Origin of the sequence: Crossiella sp. S99.2 (assembly GCF_023094165.1) — a bacterium.
Lineage (GTDB): Bacteria > Actinomycetota > Actinomycetes > Mycobacteriales > Pseudonocardiaceae > Crossiella.
This window is the reverse complement of record NZ_JALMDK010000012.1, coordinates 227,312-244,989: the sequence shown is the minus strand read 5'-3', so window position 1 is coordinate 244,989 and position 17,678 is coordinate 227,312. Positions and strand designations below refer to the sequence as shown.

Genomic DNA, 17,678 nt, shown 5'->3' with positions numbered 1-17,678 from the left:
CAGCCGTGGACATGCGCGCGGGGGTACGCTAGAAAAGAGAGTTCGCCGTTCGCGGTTGTTGCGGAAACACTCTCGAAGGAAATGGAAGAAAAGCGTAGCTCTATTTCCACATCGGGTCGATAAGCCGAACAGGGACATTTTCTAGACTGCTCGGTTCAGCCCGAAAGTAGGGGCCTGATTGGTCTAGACCTAACGGGGGTTGACCGGATACGGTCAGGGCGCCGCCTTGTTGTGAGTCGCAACGAATTCCCGAAAGGCCCCGCCATGCCTCTTTCACATCGTCGTGAGAGCGCTCACGGACGCCGGTCGCTCGCGAGACTGACCACCGGCGCGCTCACCCTCGCCCTGCTGGCATCGACCCTGGTCACCGCTGGTCCCGCCGCCGCGGCCGACCCGATCTACAAGGATCCGACGCAGCCCGTGCCGGCCCGGGTCAACGACCTGCTCCCCCGGATGTCGCTGAACGAGAAGATCGGCCAGATGACCCAGGGCGAACGCGCCTCGGTCAGCGCGGCCGACGTGACCACCTACCGGCTCGGCTCGCTGCTCTCCGGCGGCGGTTCCGCGCCCAGCCCGAACACGGCCACCGCCTGGGCCGACATGTACGACAACTACCAGCGGTCCGCACTGGCCAGCCCGCTGAACATCCCGCTGATCTACGGGGTGGACGCGGTGCACGGGCACAACAACGTGCGCGGCGCGACCCTCTTCCCGCACAACATCGGCCTGGGCGCGACCCGCGATCCCGAGCTGGTGCGCCGGATCGGCGAGGCCACCGCCAAGGAGGTCTCCGGCACCGGCATCGACTGGGACTTCGCGCCCTGCCTGTGCGTGGCCCGCAACGACCGCTGGGGCCGCACCTACGAGTCCTTCGGCGAGCACCCCGAGATCGCCACCTCGATGACCTCGCTGATCACCGGCCTGCAGGGCAGCGCGCTGAACCAGCCCGGCGCGGTGCTGGCCACCGCCAAGCACTGGATCGGCGACGGCGGCACCACCGGCGGCAAGGACCAGGGCGACACCCAGATCTCCGAGGCCGAACTGCGCTCGGTGCACCTGCCGCCCTTCCGCGAGGCCATCGCGCGCAAGGTCGGCTCGGTGATGATCACCTACAGCAGCTGGAACGGCGCCAAGCTGCACGGCCACAAGTACCTGATCACCGACCTGCTCAAGAACGAGCTGGGCTTCGCCGGCCTGGTGGTCTCCGACTACAACGCCATCGACCAGATCGACGGCCAGCCCGGTTTCACCGCGGCCGAGGTGCGGCAGTCGATCAACGCGGGCATCGACATGGTGATGGTGCCGTCGGAGTGGCGGAAGTTCATCGATCTGCTGCGCGCGGAGGTGCAGGCGGGCCGGGTGCCGATGTCCCGGATCGACGACGCCAACCGGCGCATCCTGACCAAGAAGTTCGAGCTGGGCCTGTTCGAGAAGCCGCTCACCGACCGCTCCTTCACCGGCACCGTGGGCAGCCCGGCGCACCGCGCGCTGGCCAGGGAGGCGGTGCGCAAGTCCCAGGTGCTGCTGAAGAACGCCAACGGCGTGCTGCCGCTGCCCAAGACCGCCAGCAAGGTCTTCGTGGCGGGCAAGAACGCCAACGACATCGGCAACCAGAGCGGCGGCTGGTCGATCGGCTGGCAGGGCAGCAGCGGTGATATCACGCCGGGAACCACTGTGCTGCAAGGGATCCGGGCCGCGGTCTCGCCACAGACCACGGTGACCTACGACCGCGGCGGCAACGGCGTGGACGGCAGCTACCAGGCGGCCATCGCGGTGGTCGGCGAAACCCCATACGCGGAGTTCAACGGCGACCGCCCCGGCGGTCTCGGTTTGGACGCGGAGGACCTGGCCACACTGAACCGGCTGAAGGCGGCCGGCATCCCGGTGGTCACCGTGCTGGTCTCCGGCCGCCCGCTGGACATCGCCCCGCAACTGCCGGACTGGACCGCGCTGGTGGCCGCCTGGCTGCCCGGCACCGAGGGCAACGGCGTGGCCGACGTGCTCTTCGGCGACCACAAACCGATCGCGACCCTGCCGGTGAGCTGGATGGCCAGCGCCGCCCAGCAGCCGGTCAACGTCGGCGACGGCAAGACCCCGCTGTTCGGCTACGGCTTCGGCGAACGGTTCCCGGCCACGCAGAGCCCGTACGGCATCGTCGGCGCCTCCTACTACGACGAGCAGCGCGGCACCGATGTGCAGCGCTGCACCGACTCCGGCTGCGGGCAGAACGTGGGCTGGCTGGCCGCCGGCGACTACCTGGCCTACGCCGACGTCGACTTCGGCGCCACCGCCCCGCGCACGGTGACCACCCGGGTCGCCTCCGGCGCGACCGGCGCCGGGACCCTGGAATACCGGCTCGGCTCGCCGACCGGCCCGGTGGTCGCCACGGTGTCCGGGTCGAGCACGGGCGGCTGGCAGACCTGGCAGAGCCGGGTGGCCACCGTCAGCGGCAATCCCACCGGGGTGCAGCGGCTGTACCTGGTGGCCGCGGGTGGCGGTGGGGCGAACTTCGTGAACGTGAACTGGTTCCAGTTCGCCCGCTGACACGCTGATCGGCGGCACCCCCGTCGCAGCCTGACGGGGGTGTCATCAGCGGTATAACTTGGTTATACTCGTGCCATGACGAAGTTAAGCACTAAAACTGCGATCTCTGTGCCACGGGAGACGTTTCTCCAGGTAGAGGTGTACGCGAACCGGCTGGGTGTGACCCGGTCGGAGTTCTTCACCCGAGCCGCACGCCTTTATCTGGATCAACTCGACAACGAATCACTGACCAATCAGATCAACGGCTCACTGCGGTTGATCCAGGGAGAGGACGAGGCCACCGGGGCCGCGGTCGCCGCCGGTCGCCGCCACCTGGCCGGGACGGACGACGAGTGGTGATCGAACGCGGCACCGTGCACTGGGCCGATCTGGGCGAGGCCGAGGGCTCCCGCCCGGCCAAGCGCCGCCCGGTGCTCGTGGTGCAGTCCGACCCCTACAACGCGAGCAGACTGGCCACCGTGCTCGTCGCGGTGGTCAGCTCGAACACGAAACTGGCCGTGGCTCCAGGCAATGTGTTCCTGCCCGCGGCCGCCTCCGGGCTGCCCAAGGACTCCGTGGTCAACGTGACCGCGCTGGTCACGCTGAACAAGACCGACCTGGACGACGGGGTCGGTCAGGTGCCGAGCGGGCTGATGCGCGATGTGGACGCCGGGCTGCGCCGGGTGCTCGGCGTCTGAACCTCAGTCGCCGCGGGGCAGCCGGACCACGGTGAGGAAGAAGTCGTCCACCTGCCGGACCACCTTCACGAACTGCTCGAAGTCCACCGGCTTGGTGACATAGGCGTTGGCGTGCAGCTGGTAGCTGCGCAGCACGTCCTCCTCGGCCTCCGAGGTCGTCAGGATCACCACCGGGATCCGGCGCAGCGCCGGGTCGTTCTTGATCTCCGAGAGCACCTCCCTGCCGTCCATCTTGGGCAGGTTGAGGTCCAGCAGCACCAGATCCGGACGCGGGGCCTGGGCGTACTCGCCCTCGCGGCGCAGGAAGGCCATCGCGGCCACGCCGTCGCTGACCACGTGCAGCCGGTTGCCGACCTTGTTCTCCTCGAATGCCTCGGTGGTCATCAGCACATCACCGGGATCGTCCTCGACCAGCAGGACCTCGATGGGGCGGCTGATGGACGGATCGATCACACGGACTCCTCGGCGAGCGCGGGCAGGGTCCAGCTGACCGTAGTGCCTGCGCGGACCTCGGTGTCCAGCCAGATCCGGCCGCCGTGGTGTTCGATGATCTTGCGGCAGAGCGCCAGGCCGATGCCGGTGCCGGTGTAGTCGGCTTTGGCGTGCAACCGCTGGAACATCACGAAGATCTTCTCCGCGTACTGCGGTTCGATGCCGATCCCGTTGTCAGCACAGCGGAACAGCCACTCGCCGCCGTGTCGCTCGACGGTGATCCGGATCAGCGGGGTGTCCGGACCGCGGAACTTGATCGCGTTGCCGAGCAGGTTCTGCAACACCTGGGCCAGCAGGGTGAGGTTGCCGAGCACCCTGGGCAGCGGATCGGACTCGATCACCGCGCCGGTCTCCTCGCGGGCGGCGGTCAGGCTGGTCCTGGCCCGGTCCAGGGCCTCGGTCAGCTCGACCGGGGTGAACTCGCCGAGGGCGCGGCCGACCCGGGAGAAGGCCAGCATGTCGTTGATGAGCTGCTGCATCCGCTTGGCGCCGTCCACCGCGAACTCGATGTACTGGTCCGCGCGCGCGTCCAGGTGCCCGCCGTAGCGGCGTTGCAGCAGCTGGCAGAAGCTGGCCACCTTGCGCAGCGGCTCCTGCAGGTCGTGCGAGGCGACGTAGGCGAACTGCTCCAGTTCGGCGTTGGAGCGACGCAGTTCCTCGGCGGACTCGGCGAGCTGCTGGGCCTGTTCCCGCAAGGTCTCCTGCACCCGCACCGCGGTCATCAGCGCGGTGAACATCTGCACCCGCATGGCCTCGATGTCCGCGGCCAGCGCGGCGATCTCCTGCGGCCCGTCACTGCCGACCTGCCGGGCCAGATCGCCCTGCGCCACCCTGGTGGTCTCCTCGCCCAGGACGTGCAGCGGCCCGGTCACCCAGCGCCGCAACGCGAACCACAGCACCAGCGCGCACACCAGCGCGAAGCCCACGAACCCCACGCCAAGGCCGGTGAGCACCCACAGCGCGCGCTCCATCGCGGCCTTGCTGGCCAGCCGCTGCGCGCCGACCGCGCCGTCGAGCTGGGTCAGCGAGTCCTGCAGGGCCACGAATCGCGGCTCGGTGTAGTCCAGGCCGCCCAGCAGCGCCCCGCTGGCGCCGCTCCGCTTGACCTGGTTGATGGCCGGTTCGGCCAGTTCGCGTTGCCAGCGCCGGGCCGCAGCCGCAACGGTGTCCACTTTGGACAGCAGCTCGGCCCGGCCGTCGAGCAGCTCGCGCAGCCGGGTCAGCGTGACGAACTCCTGGTTGCGCTCGGCCTGGTAACGCTCCAGGCGGTTCTCGGTGCCGCTGAGCACGTAGTCGCGCACGGCCAGCTGCTGGGCGCCGTAGGTCTGGCCCAGCATGGCCGAGCGGATCCGGGCCGGGGACACGTCATCGACCACCTCGGTGCTGGCGGCGAACAGCCGGGAGGCGGCCAGCACCCCGGCCAGCACCCCGATGGCCAGCAACGCGCCCAGCACGCCGAAGGACACCGCGAGCCGCCGCCGCAACGACCACCGCCGACGTTCGTCCACAGTGGACAGCGTGGTGACCCCGGCCGTGCTCATCCGGCGGCGGGACGGAAGGACAGTTGCAGCAGCGCCACGTCGTCGGTGAGCGGGCCGCCGTTGAGCTGCTGCACCTCGTTGATCACCTCGTCCAGCCAGTGCGCGGGATCGGGGCCGGGTCGCGGGCGCGCCCGCAGCAACCGGACCAGGCCGTCCTCGCCGAGCCGTTCCCGGCCCCGCCCGGTCCGGCCCTCGAACAGCCCGTCGGTGTAGAGCAGCAGGGTCCACTCCGGCGGCAGCTCCAGCCGCAGCGCCGGCCACTCGCCGCGCTCGAAGATGCCCAGCGCGGGCCCGCTCGGCCGCTCCGGCAACTGCCGGGTGTCCGCACCGGCCAGCGCGATCGGCGGCGGGTGCCCGGCCAGGTACTGCTGCGCGATCCGCCGGTCCGGCGAGATGACCAGCATGCACACGGTGGCGAACACCAGCCGCGGGTACGGATGCCGGATGATCTTGCGGTTGAGCGCGGGCAGCATCCGTTCCGGCGGGGTCTCGGCCAGCACCAGGGTCCGCCAGCCCGCGCGCAGGCACACGCCCAGCGCGGCCTCGTCCGGCCCGTGCCCGGAGACATCGCCGATCAGCGCGAACAGGGTGCCGTCGTCGGCCTCGACCAGGTCGTAGAAATCGCCGCCGACCAGGGTCTGACTGCGGCCGGGCCGGTACCGGGTGCGGTGGCCGATCCGCGGGTCGGCCAGCAACGGGGTGGGCAGCAGACCGCGTTCCAGCCGGGAGTTCTCCTGGGCGAGCAGTTCGGCCTCGCGCAGTTTGCGCAGGCCCTCCTCGACCCGCTTGCGCTCCACCGAGAACCGGATCGCCTTGGCCAGCAGGACACCGTCGACCTGCCCCTTGACCAGGTAGTCCTGCGCGCCCGCGGCCACCGCGCGCACGCCGCGCTGCTCGTCGCTGTGCCCGGTGAGCACCAGGATGGCCGCGCCCGGCACCCGCTCCAGCACGGTGTGCAGGGCCTGGAGTCCCTCGGCGTCGGGCAGGTTGAGGTCCAGCAGCACGCAGTGCACGCCTGGCCGCAGGTACGGGCGTGCGTCCGTGACGCTGCGCGCCCAGTGCAGGTCCACGCTCAGCCCGGCCTCCGCGAGCAGCTCCTCGACCAGGAACGCGTCCCCGCGATCGTCCTCGACCAGCACGATCGAGAGCCGCCCGTCGCCCCGTGGGTCACCCACCTCCGGCCTGCCTCCCTCGTCCCCCGGAGAATACGCAGCGGGTGACGCGAGTGCCGGAGCGGAGTGCGGGCCGGCCATGGGGGTACCCGAGCTTTCTGTAGCCGTCGTCATAGGAGGAGCCGGATGGAAAACAAGGCCAAGTCCACTGTGGACAAGCTCGAACTGCTCCAGGGTGTGCTGAAGCTGGCCTTCGCCGCGGTCTCGGCGATCAACACGGTCCGGCTGCTGATCCGGCTGACCAAGGAGAAGAACCTGGTCAGCGTGAAGGGGGCGGTCGCCGTGGGGCAGGCGGTCGCGGCGGTGTTCGCGGCCAAGACGGCCATCACCGACTTCCGCAGCAGCCAGACCCCGGGGGACCAGACCTTCGGCACCGACTGAGCCGGTGCGGGGAGTGGGCACGCTGGATGCGGCCTCGCCGGCCGGTGTCGCGTTCAGCGTGTCCGCACCTCGACGTAGGCGTCCAGGCCGGTGAGCCGGGCGACGTAGCCTGCCGAGGTCCCCGGCGGGGCGCACAGCACCAGCCGACCGCCTGCCGCGGCGGCCTCGGCGGCCAGCTCGAAGAACATCTTGACCCCGGCGCTGGCCAGGTAACCGACCTGGGCCAGGTCCACGGTCAGCTCCAGCGCGCCGCCCCGGCCGGTCCGGCGCAGCACCGGCTGCAGCAGGTCGACGGTGGTGGAGTCGACCACGCCGCGCAGCCGCACCACCGGGCCGTCCGGGCCGGTCTCGATCGCCACGGCCAGCTCGTCCAGGCCGGGTTCGACCTCCCGGCCAGGCCCGGCGCCCAGCCTGCGGCGCAGTTCCACCGTGGTGCCCGCCTCGCTGTGCCGCACCCGCACCGAATCCATCGCGGCCTGCATCAGCAGCAGTCCGCGGCCCCGCCCGCGCGGGTCCTCCTCCGGCACCCGCCAGCTCCCGGCGTCGGTGATCGAGAGCAGCAGGGTGCCGGCCGGATCCAGTTCGGCGGTCAGCGTGACCGGGCCGGATTCGGACCCGGTGTAGGCGTGCTCGACCGCGTTCGCGGTGGCCTCGCCGACCGCGATCTGCACCGCCAGCGCGTCCTCGCCGTCGATCTCCCGCTCGGCCAGCCAGTCCCGCAGCTCCCGGCGCAGCACGCCCAGCTGGTCGGAACGGCCGGGCACGGTCCGGTTCAGCGGGGCATGCGGTTCGCGCACCCGCAGCAACAGCAACGCGAGGTCGTCGACCGGCGGGCCGGCGGGCAGCAGCGCGCCCAGCAGCCGGTCGCAGCAGGCGTCCACGGTGGCCTCCTGGTCGGCGGCGATCTCCGCGGCACAGGCCAGCAGTCCGGCCGCGCCGCGTTGCGGCGGCCTGCCGGAGCGGTCCACCGCGCCGTCGGAGTAGAGGACCACCAGGTCACCGGGTTCGACCAGGGCCCGGCGCAGCTCGAAATCGCCGTCGCCGAGCGCCAGCGGATTGCCCGCGGCCCTGGGCAGGAAAACGGCCTTGGCACCCGGCCGGGCCCGCACGATCGGCGGATGCGCGGCGCTGGTGTAGCTCAGTTCGCCCAGGGCCGGATCGAGCACGGCCACACAGGCGGTGGCGCCGGCGGCCCCCGGGACCCGGCGGGCGAACTCACCCAGCCGGGTGATCACCTCGGCCAGTTCCATCCCGGCCAGCAGGTAGGCCGACAGCGCGCTGCGCAGCTGGCCCATCACCGCGGCCGCCGCCGGTCCGCTGCCCACCACATCGCCGACACTGAGCGCCAGCCTGCCGTCGCCGAGGCTGATCGCGTCGTACCAGTCCCCGCCCGCGCTCAGCGCCGAACCGGCGGTGGCGTAGCGGGCGGCCAGCCGGGCCCCCGGCAGCACCGGCAGCGCGGTGGGCAGCAGGCTGTCCTGCAGGACCCTGGTCAGATCCGGCCGGAGCCCGCGCGGCAGGTCACCCTCGGCGTCCTCGCGCCCCACCCGCTCACCAGTCACCATCCCGGCCTTCCTGCGCGGCGGTTCGCCCACCGACCACACCGGTGGCACCTGCCCCGGCTATGTTGTGCCTTACCCCGTAGCTGCCTACGGTAAAAGTGAAACGCCTGTTCACTTCGGGAAGCTTCAGTGGAGGACGCAGTGGCGACGGCCGGCGAGTACCCAGAGGACCAGGCCCGCGCGGCAGCGCTGATCAACCTGGACTCGGCGGCCTCCACCGAGTCAGCCGGGGTGCTCAAGGTCGGCGGCGAGGTCGACCTGCTGACCACCCCGCTGCTCAAGTCCGGCATCGACGAACAGCTCGCGACCAGCCGCCCGCTGCTGGTGATCGACCTGAGCGGGGTCTCCTTCCTCGGCTCCAGCGGACTGGCCGCGCTGGTCGAAGCACGTGAGGCGGCGCAGGGCAAGGGCACCGCGCTGCGCCTGGTGGCCGGCAACCGCACCGTGTTCCGGCCGCTGGCCACCACCGGCCTCAACACCCTGTTCGACCTGCGGGAAACCCTGGAAGAGGCGCTGGCCGCGCCGATCTGAACCGGGCCCGGCCCGGCTCCGGCTAGGCTGATCCGGCCATGGCGAACATCGAGTACAGCGGCCACGGGGACCCGGCGCGCAGCCTGGCCCTGTTGTGGCGCACCAGCGAACGGGCCAGCCGCAAGGGCAAACCCGAGCTGAACGTGGACCGGATCGTGCGCACCGCGATCGAGGTCGCCGACACCGAGGGCCTGAGCGCGCTGTCCATGCGCCGGGTGGCCGAGGAACTGGGCGTGGGCACCATGTCGCTCTACACCTACGTGCCCGGCAAGGGCGAGCTGATCGACGTCATGCTGGACACCGTCTTCGGCGAACTCCCCCACACGCACCCCGACGGCGGCTGGCGCGACCGGCTCGAACACGTGGCCCGGCAGAACCAGGCCCTCTACCAGCGGCACGCCTGGCTGCCGCACGTGCTGATGAGCCGCCCGGTGCTGGGCCCGAACGTGACCGCCAAGTACGACCACGAACTCAGCGCCATCGACGGCATCGGCCTCAGCGACGTCGAGATGGACTCGGTGCTGTGGCTGGTCCTGGACTACGTGCACAGCGCGGTGCGCAACGCCGCCGAGATCGAGGTGGCCAACCAGCGCAGCGGCGTCACCGACGAGCAGTGGTGGCAGGCGCACGCCCCGCTGCTGAGCAAGGTCCTGGACCCGGCGCGCTACCCCGTGGCCAGCCGGGTCGGCCAGGCCGCGGGCATGCAGCACGGCGGCGCGGTCGACCCGGCGCACGCCTTCGAGTTCGGGCTGGCCAGGGTCCTCGACGGGGTCGAGGTGCTGGTCCGCCAGCGGGCCGCCGGCTAGACCGCGACCCGGCTAGATCTTCTCGCCCGCCTGGACCTTGCGGGTCACCCAGCGCTCGGCCACGAAGGACAGGAACGGCACCGTCCCGGCCAGCAGCACCAGCAGGGTGCCGCCGATCGACCACTTGCCCTTGAGCGCCAGGTCGAAGGCCAGCACCAGGTAGACGGCGTAGAGGAAGCCGTGAATGGGGCCGATGAAGGCGACCAGCAGCGGCATGTCCGCGAAGTACTTCAACGGCATGGCCACCAGCACCAGCGCGAGCAGGCCGACGCCCACGATGTAGGCCATGATCCGGAACCGGGACAGGGTTCCGGGCTTCACCTTTGTTGCCACTGTTCCGCCTTCTGCTTGAGGTAGCGGTTGTACTCCGCCAGCTCGGGGTCGATGTCCGCGTCCTGGGCCGCTGGCTTGGGCCGCCCTGGCAGCCACTTCTCCGCCACCGGCTCGGCAGGCTGCTCCGCCGCGGGTTCGGACGTTTCGGGGGCCTCGTCCTCGTCCGCGCGAGTGGATTCCATGCGCAGGAACCGGATCCAGCCGACGATGCCGAAGATGCCGAACAGCGGCCACTGCAACGCGTAACCCAGGTTCAGGCCGCTGCCGGTGCTGGACAGCGCCCGTTCGAGCTGCCACCAGCCGAGCCAGCCGCACACCAGCGCGACCACCAGCACCAGGACATGCCCGGCCAGCCATCCAGGGCTCAGGTACCGGCTGCGCACGGCATTGACGGTAGCACCGCGACTCATCCGACCGGATGAGCGGTCCGGTTGCCCGGATCCGGCTGAATCAGGACAGATCAGGCAGGTACGGCGCGACCGCGTCCACCCCGACCGCGACCATGGCGAGCTGGAAGAACCCGCGTTCGAGGAGTTCCAGCAGCCCGTCCCGGTCGACCTCCTCCTGCCGCAGCCAGGTGATGGTGACCTCCTCGGCGAAGGCGACCCAGCCGCGTACGGTCATGGCCAGCTTCGGGGTCGGCTCGATGCCCAGGTCGTCCACGTTGTGCAGCACGATCTCCGCGATCGCGGTCCTGGTCTGCTCGAACAGCGCGCGCATGGCCTCGTCGCCGGTGGCCGCGCCGCGCACCAGCGAGGTGTAGGCGTCCCGGTTCTGGGTCACGTAGTCCACGAAGCCGATCAGGCTCTGCCGCATCCGGGGCACCGGCGGCAGCGCCGGGTCGGGCGCCAGGAAGTCCAGCAGCTGGGCGGCGGCGGCCCTGGCCACGGCCAGGTGGAACTCGCGCTTGGAGCCGAAGTAGTGGAACAGCAGGCCGGTGGAGATGCCTGCCTCGGCGGCCAGGTCGTCGATGGACAGCTCGTCCAGGGTGCGCGTGCTGAGCAGCTCCACACCGAGTTTGAGCAGCTGAGCCCGCCGGAGGTCGGGGCTGAGACGAGTGCGCTGGGCCACGCCGACCAGCTTATTGACTTCGGTTCAACAACACCAGTAGCTTATTGAATAGCACTCAATAAGGAGGCGGACCCATGCACGAGGTGCACGTAGCCGTCATCGGCACCGGATTCGCCGGCCTCGCCATGGCCATCCGGATGAAACAGCGCGGCATCACCGACTTCGTCCTGCTCGAACGCGCGCAGGAGGTCGGCGGCACCTGGCGGGACAACACCTACCCGGGTGCGGCCTGCGACGTGCCCTCGCACCTGTACTCCTTCTCCTTCGCGCCCAACCCGGACTGGACCCGCTCGTTCTCCCCGCAGCCGGAGATCTGGCGCTACCTGCGCCGCACCGCGCGGGACCAGGGCGTGTACCCGCACATCCGGTTCGGCCACGACGTGGAGCGGGCCGACTGGGACGAGCAGCGCGGCCGGTGGATCGTGCGCACCAGCCAGGCCACGTTCGCGGCCAAGGTGCTGGTCTCCGGCATGGGCCCGCTGTGCGAGCCGCAGCTGCCCGACATCAAGGGCCTGGACACCTTCCAGGGCAACGCCTTCCACTCCGCGCGCTGGGACCACGAGCACGACTTCGCCGGCAAGCGGGTGGCGGTGATCGGCACCGGCGCCTCGGCGATCCAGTTCGTGCCGAAGATCCAGCCCGAGGTGGCCGAGCTGCACCTGTTCCAGCGCACCGCGCCCTGGGTGATGCCGCGCCGGGACCGGCCGATCACCGCGATCGAGCGCGCCCTGTTCCGCGCCTTCCCGCCGTTACAGCGCCTGGTGCGCGCGGCGATCTACTGGGGCCGGGAAAGCTACGTGGTCGGCTTCACCAAGCAGCCCAAGATCCTGCGGATGGGTGAGCGGTTCGCGAAGAAGAACCTGTTCCGCGCGATCAAGGACAAGGAACTGCGCAAAAAGCTGCTGCCTGCCTTCGCCATGGGCTGCAAGCGGGTGCTGATCTCCAACGACTACTACCCGGCCCTGGCGCAGTCCAATGTGGACGTCGTGACGGACCGGATCACCGAGGTGCGGGCCAACTCCGTGGTCACCGCGGACGGCACCGAGCGCCCGGTGGACACCATCATCTACGGCACCGGCTTCCACGCCACCGACCCGCCCGCGATGGAGAAGGTCTACGGCAAGGGCGGGGTCCGGCTCGGCGAGGCGTGGCGGGAGGGCATGGAGGCGTACAAGGGCACCACGATCGCCGGATTCCCCAACCTGTTCATGCTCGTCGGCCCGAACACCGGCCTCGGCCACAACTCGATCGTGTTCATGATCGAGTCGCAGGTCAACTACGTGATGGACGCGCTGAAGGTGCTGGGGCGCAAGGAGGTCGTGGACATCGACCCGCGGGTGGACCGGGTGCAGAAGTTCAACGACCGGGTGCAGAAGCAGATGCAGGGCACGGTCTGGCTGACCGGCGGCTGCGAAAGCTGGTACCTGGACCAGAAGGGCCGCAACACCACGCTGTGGCCCACCTTCACCTGGACCTACCGGCAGCTCACCCGCAAGTTCGACGCGCACGCCTACTCGATCCGGTTGCGCGCCACCACCGACGTGACCGCGCTGAACCCGGCCGACAAGGCGGTGCGCTGACATGCGGGAGTTCCGCGGCAGGGTAGCGGTGATCACCGGCGCCGGCTCGGGTATCGGCCGGGCGCTGGCCCTGGACCTGGCGAGCCGGGGCAGCCTGCTCGCACTGTCCGATGTGGACGATTACGGCCTCGGTGAGACGGTCCGCCAGTGCACCCGGATCGGCGCCAAAACCCAGGGCTACCACCTGGATGTGGCCGACCGGGCCGCGGTGCTGGCGCACGCGGATGAGGTGCTGGCCGAGTTCGGCCGGGTCGAGCTGGTGATCAACAACGCCGGGGTGACCGCGACCTCCAGCTTCACCGAGACCGACATCGCCGACTTCGACTGGGTGATGAACATCGACTTCGGCGGCGTGCTCAACGGCACCAAGGCGTTCCTGCCACACCTGATCGACTCCGGCGACGGCTACCTGGTCAACATCTCCAGCCTGTTCGGCCTGATGACCGTGCCCAGGCAGACGGCCTACCACGCGGCCAAGTACGCGGTGCGCGGCTTCACCGAGTCGCTGCGCCAGGAACTGCGCATCGACGGCCACCCGGTCGGCGTGAGCTGCGTGCACCCCGGCGGGATCAAGACCAACATCGTGAACAACGCCCGGCACCAGACCCCGGAGGCGGGCAAGGCGCTCAGCACCGCCTTCGACCGGATCGCGGGCACCAGCGCACGCGGCGCGGCCAAGACCATCATCCGCGGCATCCAGCGCGACCAGGCCCGCATCCTGATCGGCCCGGACGCACACGCGCTCAACGCGCTACAGGCCCTGCTCGGCTCCCGCTTCGCCTGGCTCACCGAGCAGATCAGCCGCCGCACGATGTACTGAGACACCGAATCTTCCGCCCACTTGGGCCAACTGGTACGCCGGTTTGGCCCAAGTGGGCGTACCAGTTGGCCCAAGTGGTTCGCCCTTGACCCGGATCAGGGGGCCGCGCGCCACATCGGCAGGCAGGACGGCCCGCCGGGCACGTGAATCGGATCGCCCAGCGCCGCGAATCCGTGCCGCGCGAACAAGCCGGCGCTACGCCCGGTGGTCGCCTCCAGATACACCGGCAACCTCGCCTCGGTCAGCCGATGCGCCAGCAGCCGCCCGCCATGCCCCAGCCCCCGCGCCTCCGGCAACACCCCCAGCAACGCCAGGTACACATGCCGCTCTCCCCGGGGATGCCGCCGGCTGAACTCCCCGCCCACCCAGATCAACCGCTCCGCCGCGGGCCCGAACGCCGCCCGCAACGCGTCCAGGTCCCCCTCGCTGAGCCCGGCGAACTCCCCGTTCGGCTCCACCCGCAGCCACAACGCGCTCGCCGCGCCATCCCCCGTGGTGTCCAGCTCGGCCTCACCCGTGGCGAGTAAGAACCGGATGAACCCGCGCTGGAATCGCAACCTCCCGGTCGGTTCCGGAAACAGCCACGCCACCAACGGATCGTCGAGGAAGGCCACCGCCAATGTCTCCACCGCGGCGTCGAAGGCATCCCCCTGCGGACTCAGAACCGACGTGGGAGTCATGCCTTCGACAGTGCCACAAAACCGGACCGGAGTGATCTTGGACAGGCCGGTTTCCCCCACCCAGCCGACCACGACCGGGGGTCAGCCGGGTGAGAGGTTCAGCCCGAGGTAAAGATCCACCCGATCGGGGAAGGAGCCGAGATCGCGACCGGTGAGTTCCTCGATCCGGGCGATCCGGTACCGCAACGTGTTGACGTGCACGTGCAGCTTGGCCGCCGTCTTGGTCGGCGAGCCCGAGCACTCCAGGAAAACCCGCAGCGTGGCCAGCAGGTCGGACCCGTGTTCGGTGTCGTAGGCACGCAACGGGCCGAGTAGCCGCTGCGCGAACGAGCGGCGCAGTTCCTCGGGCACGGTGGCCAGCAGCAACAGGTGTGAGGCGATCTCCTCCGCCGCCACCACCGCGGTCCGCCCGTCCCGGTGCTCGGCCAGCGTGCGCGCGTGCCGGGCCTCCTCCACCGCCCCGGCCAGCCCGGCCGCACCGGTGATCCCGCTGATCCCGATCACCAGCCGGGCCGACCCGAGACCGGGCTCCACGATCTCCACCGCCGTGCGCAGCTCACGCAGCGCCGCGGTCAGCTTCTCCGCGCTCCCCGAGAGCACCGCGCACGCCTCCTCGCCAATCGTGCCCAGCAGCACCCGGTTGGCGCGTTCGGCGGCCAGTTCACCCAGCACCAGCGCGGCCAGCCCTGGTCCGCCGCCGATCGTGGCCGCGAAGAGCACGCAGGCCGGATCGCCCGGCGCCAGCCCGGCCGCGGCCAGCCTGGACTCGATCTCCCCCGGACCGGCCCGGCCGGCGGTGATCGCGTGCAGCAGCGGCGCGAACGCGCGGTTCTCCACCCGCCGCCGCTCCTCCAGCCGGGTGCGGTCCAGGGAGATCAGCGTGGCCAGCTCGCCCGCCACCTCGCGCTGCCCCGGATCCCACTGCTCCTGATCGCCGTCGACCACCAGGAACCAGCTCGCCATCCGCTGGCCGCCGCGGCCGGGCACCGGCAGCAACGTGCATGGCGGACTGTCCCGGTGCCGGACCGTCCGCGGCAGCCGGTCGGCCTGCAGGAACTGGCGGACCAGAAGTTCCCGCCGGGCGGGTGACGGTGGGCGGCTACTGCCCGCTACCACCCGACCGGTCGGGGAGAGCACCCAGCAATGCGCGCCGATCCCGGTCGAGCCGAGTTCCAGCAACGTGGTCAGGCCCGCGCCGTCGGCCACCGCCTCGACCAGGCGGCGGTGCCGGTCCAGCGCGCGGGCCGCGCCATCCGACCGGTCGGCGGCCAGGGTCAGCACGATCCGCTCGGTGATGGTGGCGAAGGAGACGTCGATGGGCACCTCGAACAGCGGCACCCCGTGCCGCGCGCACGCCTCGATCAGGTCCGCGGGCACCGAGCCGAACTCGGCGTCGCCCGCGGCCAGTCCGGCCACCCCGGCCGCGGCGATGGCCGAGACGAACGCCTCCGCGTCCGCCGGGCCGCGCCGCCACACCATGCCGGTGAGCACCAGCTCCCCACCGGAGAGATACCGGCTCGGGTCGCGCTGATCGGTGGTGTACACCCAGCGCACCGGCCGGTCCAGGTGCTCCCGGCCGGTCAGCAGGACCAGCTTCAGCTCCGAAACCGCCAGCACCGTGCGCAACCGCATCCGCGTCGCCTCCACTGACTTCACCACCGCATTGGAGGAAGCCACAAAAGACCGGCTCGCACAAGACGGCGTTTTCATGCTTCTCATACCTAGTCGAAGCCGGGCCAACCTGGGTGTACTGGCCGACACCACCTGGTGAGCACCGTGTTACGGGGGTCCGGGAGTTGCTGGAGGAGTTCAACAAGCTGCCCGAGTCCAGGGCCGCCGAAGGGCTGCGCGCCTGCTGCGCCAGCCCGGTGTGGGTGCGCCGGGTGCTGGCCGGGCGCCCCTACCGGGACCTGCGCGCGTTGCAGACCGCCTCGGCCGACGCGCTCAAATCCCTCGACTGGACCCAGCTCCGGCAGGCCCTGGACGCGCACCCGCGGATCGGCCAGCGCGCCGGTGGGGACAGCCAGGAGGCCCGCTGGTCCCGGGGCGAGCAGGCCGCGGCCAAGACCGTCGCGGCCGACGTGCAGCGGCAGCTCGTCGAGGGCAACCAGCGTTATGAGGCCAGGTTCGGGCACGTCTTCCTGATCTGCGCGACCGGCAAGTCGGCAGGCGAGATCCTCTCCGCGCTGCGGCACCGGCTGGGCAACGAGCCCTACGCCGAACGCGAGGTGGTCAAGGCCGAACTGGCCGGGATCGTGCGGCTGCGACTGAACAAGATGGTGGGTTGATGGCGATCTCCACGCACGTGCTGGACGCGGCGCTGGGCCGCCCGGCCGCCGGGGTCCGGGTGCACCTGGAACACCTGGCAGGCGCGGTCTGGACCCAGGTCGCCGAGGGCGTGACCGACAGCGACGGCAGGCTCAAGGACCTGCCCGTGGCCGAGGGCACGCACCGGCTGGTCTTCCACACCGGTCCCTACCTGGCCGCGACCGACCGGCCGGTGTTCTACCCGGAGGTGGTGGTCACCTTCCTGGTCGCCGACACCGAGGCGCACCACCACGTGCCGTTGCTGCTGAGCCCGTTCGCCTACTCGACCTATCGGGGGAGCTGAGATGGGCATCGTGCTGGGCCCCAACCAGTACGGCAAGGCCGAGGTCCGCCTGGTGCGGATCGACCGGGACGCCGCCGAGCACCGCATCACCGATCTGAATGTGAGCGTGGCCCTGTCCGGGGACCTCGCGGACACCCACCTGACCGGTGACAACGCCAAGGTGCTGCCCACCGACAGCCAGAAGAACACCGTCTACGCCTTCGCCCGGGACGGGATCGGCGAGATCGAGGACTTCGGGCTGCGGCTGGCCCGGCACTTCGTGGACTCCCAGCCCGCCATCCACCGGGCCAGGGTGCGGATCGAGCGGTACGGCTGGCAGCGGACCACTGTGGACGGTCAGCCCGCCTCGCACTCCTTCCACCGCACCGGCGACGGCACCCGCACCGCCACCATCACCTACGACGGCTCGACCGCCTGGGTGGTCTCCGGCCTGGCCGACCTCACCGTGCTCAACTCCACCGGCTCGGAGTTCTGGGGCTACGCCAAGGACGAGTACACCACCCTGCCCGAAGCCAAGGACCGCATCCTGGCCACCGCGGTCTCCGCGCAGTGGCGGCACCGCGACGCCGGTGCGCGGGACTGGGGCGAGTCGCACCGGCGGGCCAGGGCCGCGCTGCTGGCCGCCTTCGCCGACACGCACAGCCTCTCGCTGCAGCAGACCCTGCACGCGATGGGCTCCCGGGTGCTCACCGACCAACCGGACATCGTGGAGATCCGGCTGGCCCTCCCGAACAAGCACCATTTCCTGGTCGATCTGTCGCCCTTCGGGCTGGACAACCCCGGTGAGGTGTTCTTCGCCGCGGACCGGCCCTACGGGCTGATCGAGGGTTCGGCGCTGCGGGAGGACGCGCCGCCACCGGGTGAGGCATGGTGAGCC

At 70.7% G+C, this 17,678-nt stretch carries 20 protein-coding genes and 1 pseudogene; 12 read left to right on the top strand and 9 right to left on the bottom strand.

Features of this window, described 5'->3' with window-relative positions:
• Window positions 1–264: 264 nt before the first annotated feature.
• The 4 genes and pseudogenes from MZC64_RS36550 to MZC64_RS36535 all read left to right on the top strand — a co-directional run.
• Window positions 265–2,127, top strand: a pseudogene (locus tag MZC64_RS36550) (glycoside hydrolase family 3 protein); the annotation flags it as partial.
• Window positions 2,128–2,151: 24 nt separating this feature from the next.
• Window positions 2,152–2,544 (top strand): carbohydrate-binding protein, encoded by a 393-nt coding sequence (locus MZC64_RS36545; protein ID WP_308301111.1) that lies wholly within the window; start codon window positions 2,152–2,154, stop codon window positions 2,542–2,544.
• Between the two features lie 75 nt (window positions 2,545–2,619).
• Window positions 2,620–2,883, top strand: coding sequence for a CopG family transcriptional regulator (locus MZC64_RS36540; protein WP_247760086.1), 264 nt, complete (start codon window positions 2,620–2,622; stop codon window positions 2,881–2,883).
• A complete protein-coding gene (locus MZC64_RS36535; protein WP_247760088.1) occupies window positions 2,877–3,221 on the top strand; it encodes a type II toxin-antitoxin system PemK/MazF family toxin in 345 nt (114 codons plus the stop codon). Before MZC64_RS36540 ends, MZC64_RS36535 begins: the two co-directional genes overlap by 7 nt.
• Before the next feature lie 3 nt (window positions 3,222–3,224).
• Here MZC64_RS36535 and MZC64_RS36530 read toward each other — a convergent pair whose 3' ends face one another.
• The 3 genes from MZC64_RS36530 to MZC64_RS36520 are packed head-to-tail and all read right to left on the bottom strand — an operon-like array spanning window position 3,225 to window position 6,429.
• Entirely contained in the window at window positions 3,225–3,674 is a 450-nt protein-coding gene (locus MZC64_RS36530) for a response regulator (RefSeq protein WP_374205828.1), read from the bottom strand.
• The gene (locus tag MZC64_RS36525) at window positions 3,671–5,254 is read right to left on the bottom strand and encodes an ATP-binding protein (RefSeq protein ID WP_247760094.1); all 1,584 of its coding nucleotides are present in this window, start codon (window positions 5,252–5,254) and stop codon (window positions 3,671–3,673) included. The genes MZC64_RS36530 and MZC64_RS36525 overlap by 4 nt, the downstream gene beginning before the upstream one ends.
• On the bottom strand, window positions 5,251–6,429 hold the full coding sequence (locus MZC64_RS36520; protein WP_247760096.1) for a SpoIIE family protein phosphatase: 1,179 nt from the start codon (window positions 6,427–6,429) through the stop codon (window positions 5,251–5,253). Before MZC64_RS36520 ends, MZC64_RS36525 begins: the two co-directional genes overlap by 4 nt.
• A 123-nt stretch (window positions 6,430–6,552) precedes the next feature.
• Here MZC64_RS36520 and MZC64_RS36515 point away from each other — a divergent pair, with 123 nt between their 5' ends.
• On the top strand, window positions 6,553–6,807 hold the full coding sequence (locus tag MZC64_RS36515; RefSeq protein ID WP_247760103.1) for a hypothetical protein: 255 nt from the start codon (window positions 6,553–6,555) through the stop codon (window positions 6,805–6,807).
• A 53-nt stretch (window positions 6,808–6,860) separates the two neighbouring features.
• Here the strand turns inward: MZC64_RS36515 and MZC64_RS36510 are convergent, their stop codons facing one another.
• On the bottom strand, window positions 6,861–8,372 hold the full coding sequence (locus MZC64_RS36510) for a SpoIIE family protein phosphatase (RefSeq protein WP_247760105.1): 1,512 nt from the start codon (window positions 8,370–8,372) through the stop codon (window positions 6,861–6,863).
• Between the two features lie 138 nt (window positions 8,373–8,510).
• Between MZC64_RS36510 and MZC64_RS36505 the strand changes: the two genes are divergently transcribed.
• Both MZC64_RS36505 and MZC64_RS36500 read left to right on the top strand, forming a co-directional pair.
• Window positions 8,511–8,900: an STAS domain-containing protein gene (locus MZC64_RS36505; RefSeq protein ID WP_247760107.1), complete on the top strand. Its 390-nt coding sequence runs from the start codon at window positions 8,511–8,513 to the stop codon at window positions 8,898–8,900.
• Window positions 8,901–8,938: 38 nt separating this feature from the next.
• The gene (locus MZC64_RS36500) at window positions 8,939–9,706 is read left to right on the top strand and encodes a TetR/AcrR family transcriptional regulator (RefSeq protein WP_247760112.1); all 768 of its coding nucleotides are present in this window, start codon (window positions 8,939–8,941) and stop codon (window positions 9,704–9,706) included.
• Window positions 9,707–9,718: 12 nt separating this feature from the next.
• On the opposite strand, the gene MZC64_RS36495 is transcribed toward MZC64_RS36500, so the two are convergent.
• The 3 genes from MZC64_RS36495 to MZC64_RS36485 all read right to left on the bottom strand — a co-directional run bounded on the left by MZC64_RS36495 (window position 9,719) and on the right by MZC64_RS36485 (window position 11,110).
• Window positions 9,719–10,039 (bottom strand): DUF3817 domain-containing protein, encoded by a 321-nt coding sequence (locus MZC64_RS36495; protein ID WP_308301108.1) that lies wholly within the window; start codon window positions 10,037–10,039, stop codon window positions 9,719–9,721.
• A complete protein-coding gene (locus tag MZC64_RS36490; protein ID WP_247760114.1) occupies window positions 10,024–10,422 on the bottom strand; it encodes a hypothetical protein in 399 nt (132 codons plus the stop codon). Before MZC64_RS36490 ends, MZC64_RS36495 begins: the two co-directional genes overlap by 16 nt.
• A 67-nt stretch (window positions 10,423–10,489) precedes the next feature.
• Window positions 10,490–11,110 carry a TetR/AcrR family transcriptional regulator gene (locus MZC64_RS36485; protein ID WP_247760116.1) on the bottom strand — a complete coding sequence of 207 codons (621 nt, stop codon included), beginning with the start codon at window positions 11,108–11,110 and terminating at the stop codon, window positions 10,490–10,492.
• 74 nt (window positions 11,111–11,184) lie between these two features.
• Between MZC64_RS36485 and MZC64_RS36480 the strand changes: the two genes are divergently transcribed.
• Window positions 11,185–12,690, top strand: a complete 1,506-nt coding sequence (locus MZC64_RS36480) for an NAD(P)/FAD-dependent oxidoreductase (RefSeq protein ID WP_247760118.1) — start codon at window positions 11,185–11,187, stop codon at window positions 12,688–12,690.
• Window position 12,691: 1 nt separating this feature from the next.
• The gene (locus MZC64_RS36475; RefSeq protein ID WP_247760120.1) at window positions 12,692–13,510 is read left to right on the top strand and encodes an SDR family oxidoreductase; all 819 of its coding nucleotides are present in this window, start codon (window positions 12,692–12,694) and stop codon (window positions 13,508–13,510) included.
• Window positions 13,511–13,605: 95 nt separating this feature from the next.
• Here the strand turns inward: MZC64_RS36475 and MZC64_RS36470 are convergent, their stop codons facing one another.
• Complete coding sequence (locus tag MZC64_RS36470) at window positions 13,606–14,190, bottom strand: GNAT family N-acetyltransferase (protein WP_247760125.1); 585 nt, start codon at window positions 14,188–14,190, stop codon at window positions 13,606–13,608.
• A gap of 81 nt (window positions 14,191–14,271) precedes the next feature.
• On the bottom strand, window positions 14,272–15,846 hold the full coding sequence (locus MZC64_RS36465; protein ID WP_247760127.1) for a PucR family transcriptional regulator: 1,575 nt from the start codon (window positions 15,844–15,846) through the stop codon (window positions 14,272–14,274).
• A 140-nt stretch (window positions 15,847–15,986) separates the two neighbouring features.
• Here MZC64_RS36465 and uraD point away from each other — a divergent pair, with 140 nt between their 5' ends.
• The 3 genes from uraD to pucL are packed head-to-tail and all read left to right on the top strand — an operon-like array spanning window position 15,987 to window position 17,675.
• Window positions 15,987–16,478, top strand: a complete 492-nt coding sequence (gene uraD / locus MZC64_RS36460; protein ID WP_247760144.1) for a 2-oxo-4-hydroxy-4-carboxy-5-ureidoimidazoline decarboxylase — start codon at window positions 15,987–15,989, stop codon at window positions 16,476–16,478.
• A complete protein-coding gene (gene uraH / locus MZC64_RS36455; RefSeq protein ID WP_247760155.1) occupies window positions 16,475–16,801 on the top strand; it encodes a hydroxyisourate hydrolase in 327 nt (108 codons plus the stop codon). Before uraD ends, uraH begins: the two co-directional genes overlap by 4 nt.
• A 1-nt stretch (window position 16,802) precedes the next feature.
• Entirely contained in the window at window positions 16,803–17,675 is an 873-nt protein-coding gene (pucL, locus tag MZC64_RS36450; protein ID WP_247760162.1) for a factor-independent urate hydroxylase, read from the top strand.
• Window positions 17,676–17,678 lie beyond the last annotated feature (3 nt).

Excerpts from the sequence above, each read along its gene's own strand:
- MZC64_RS36540 (WP_247760086.1), top strand. The coding sequence starts at position 2,620 with ATGACGAAGTTAAGCACTAAAACTGCGATCTCTGTGCCACGGGAGACG.
- MZC64_RS36525 (WP_247760094.1), bottom strand. The coding sequence starts at position 5,254 with ATGAGCACGGCCGGGGTCACCACGCTGTCCACTGTGGACGAACGTCGG.
- MZC64_RS36515 (WP_247760103.1), top strand. The coding sequence starts at position 6,553 with ATGGAAAACAAGGCCAAGTCCACTGTGGACAAGCTCGAACTGCTCCAG.
- MZC64_RS36510 (WP_247760105.1), bottom strand. The coding sequence starts at position 8,372 with ATGGTGACTGGTGAGCGGGTGGGGCGCGAGGACGCCGAGGGTGACCTG.
- MZC64_RS36500 (WP_247760112.1), top strand. The coding sequence starts at position 8,939 with ATGGCGAACATCGAGTACAGCGGCCACGGGGACCCGGCGCGCAGCCTG.
- MZC64_RS36480 (WP_247760118.1), top strand. The coding sequence starts at position 11,185 with ATGCACGAGGTGCACGTAGCCGTCATCGGCACCGGATTCGCCGGCCTC.
- MZC64_RS36475 (WP_247760120.1), top strand. The coding sequence starts at position 12,692 with ATGCGGGAGTTCCGCGGCAGGGTAGCGGTGATCACCGGCGCCGGCTCG.
- MZC64_RS36470 (WP_247760125.1), bottom strand. The coding sequence starts at position 14,190 with ATGACTCCCACGTCGGTTCTGAGTCCGCAGGGGGATGCCTTCGACGCC.
- pucL (WP_247760162.1), top strand. The coding sequence starts at position 16,803 with ATGGGCATCGTGCTGGGCCCCAACCAGTACGGCAAGGCCGAGGTCCGC.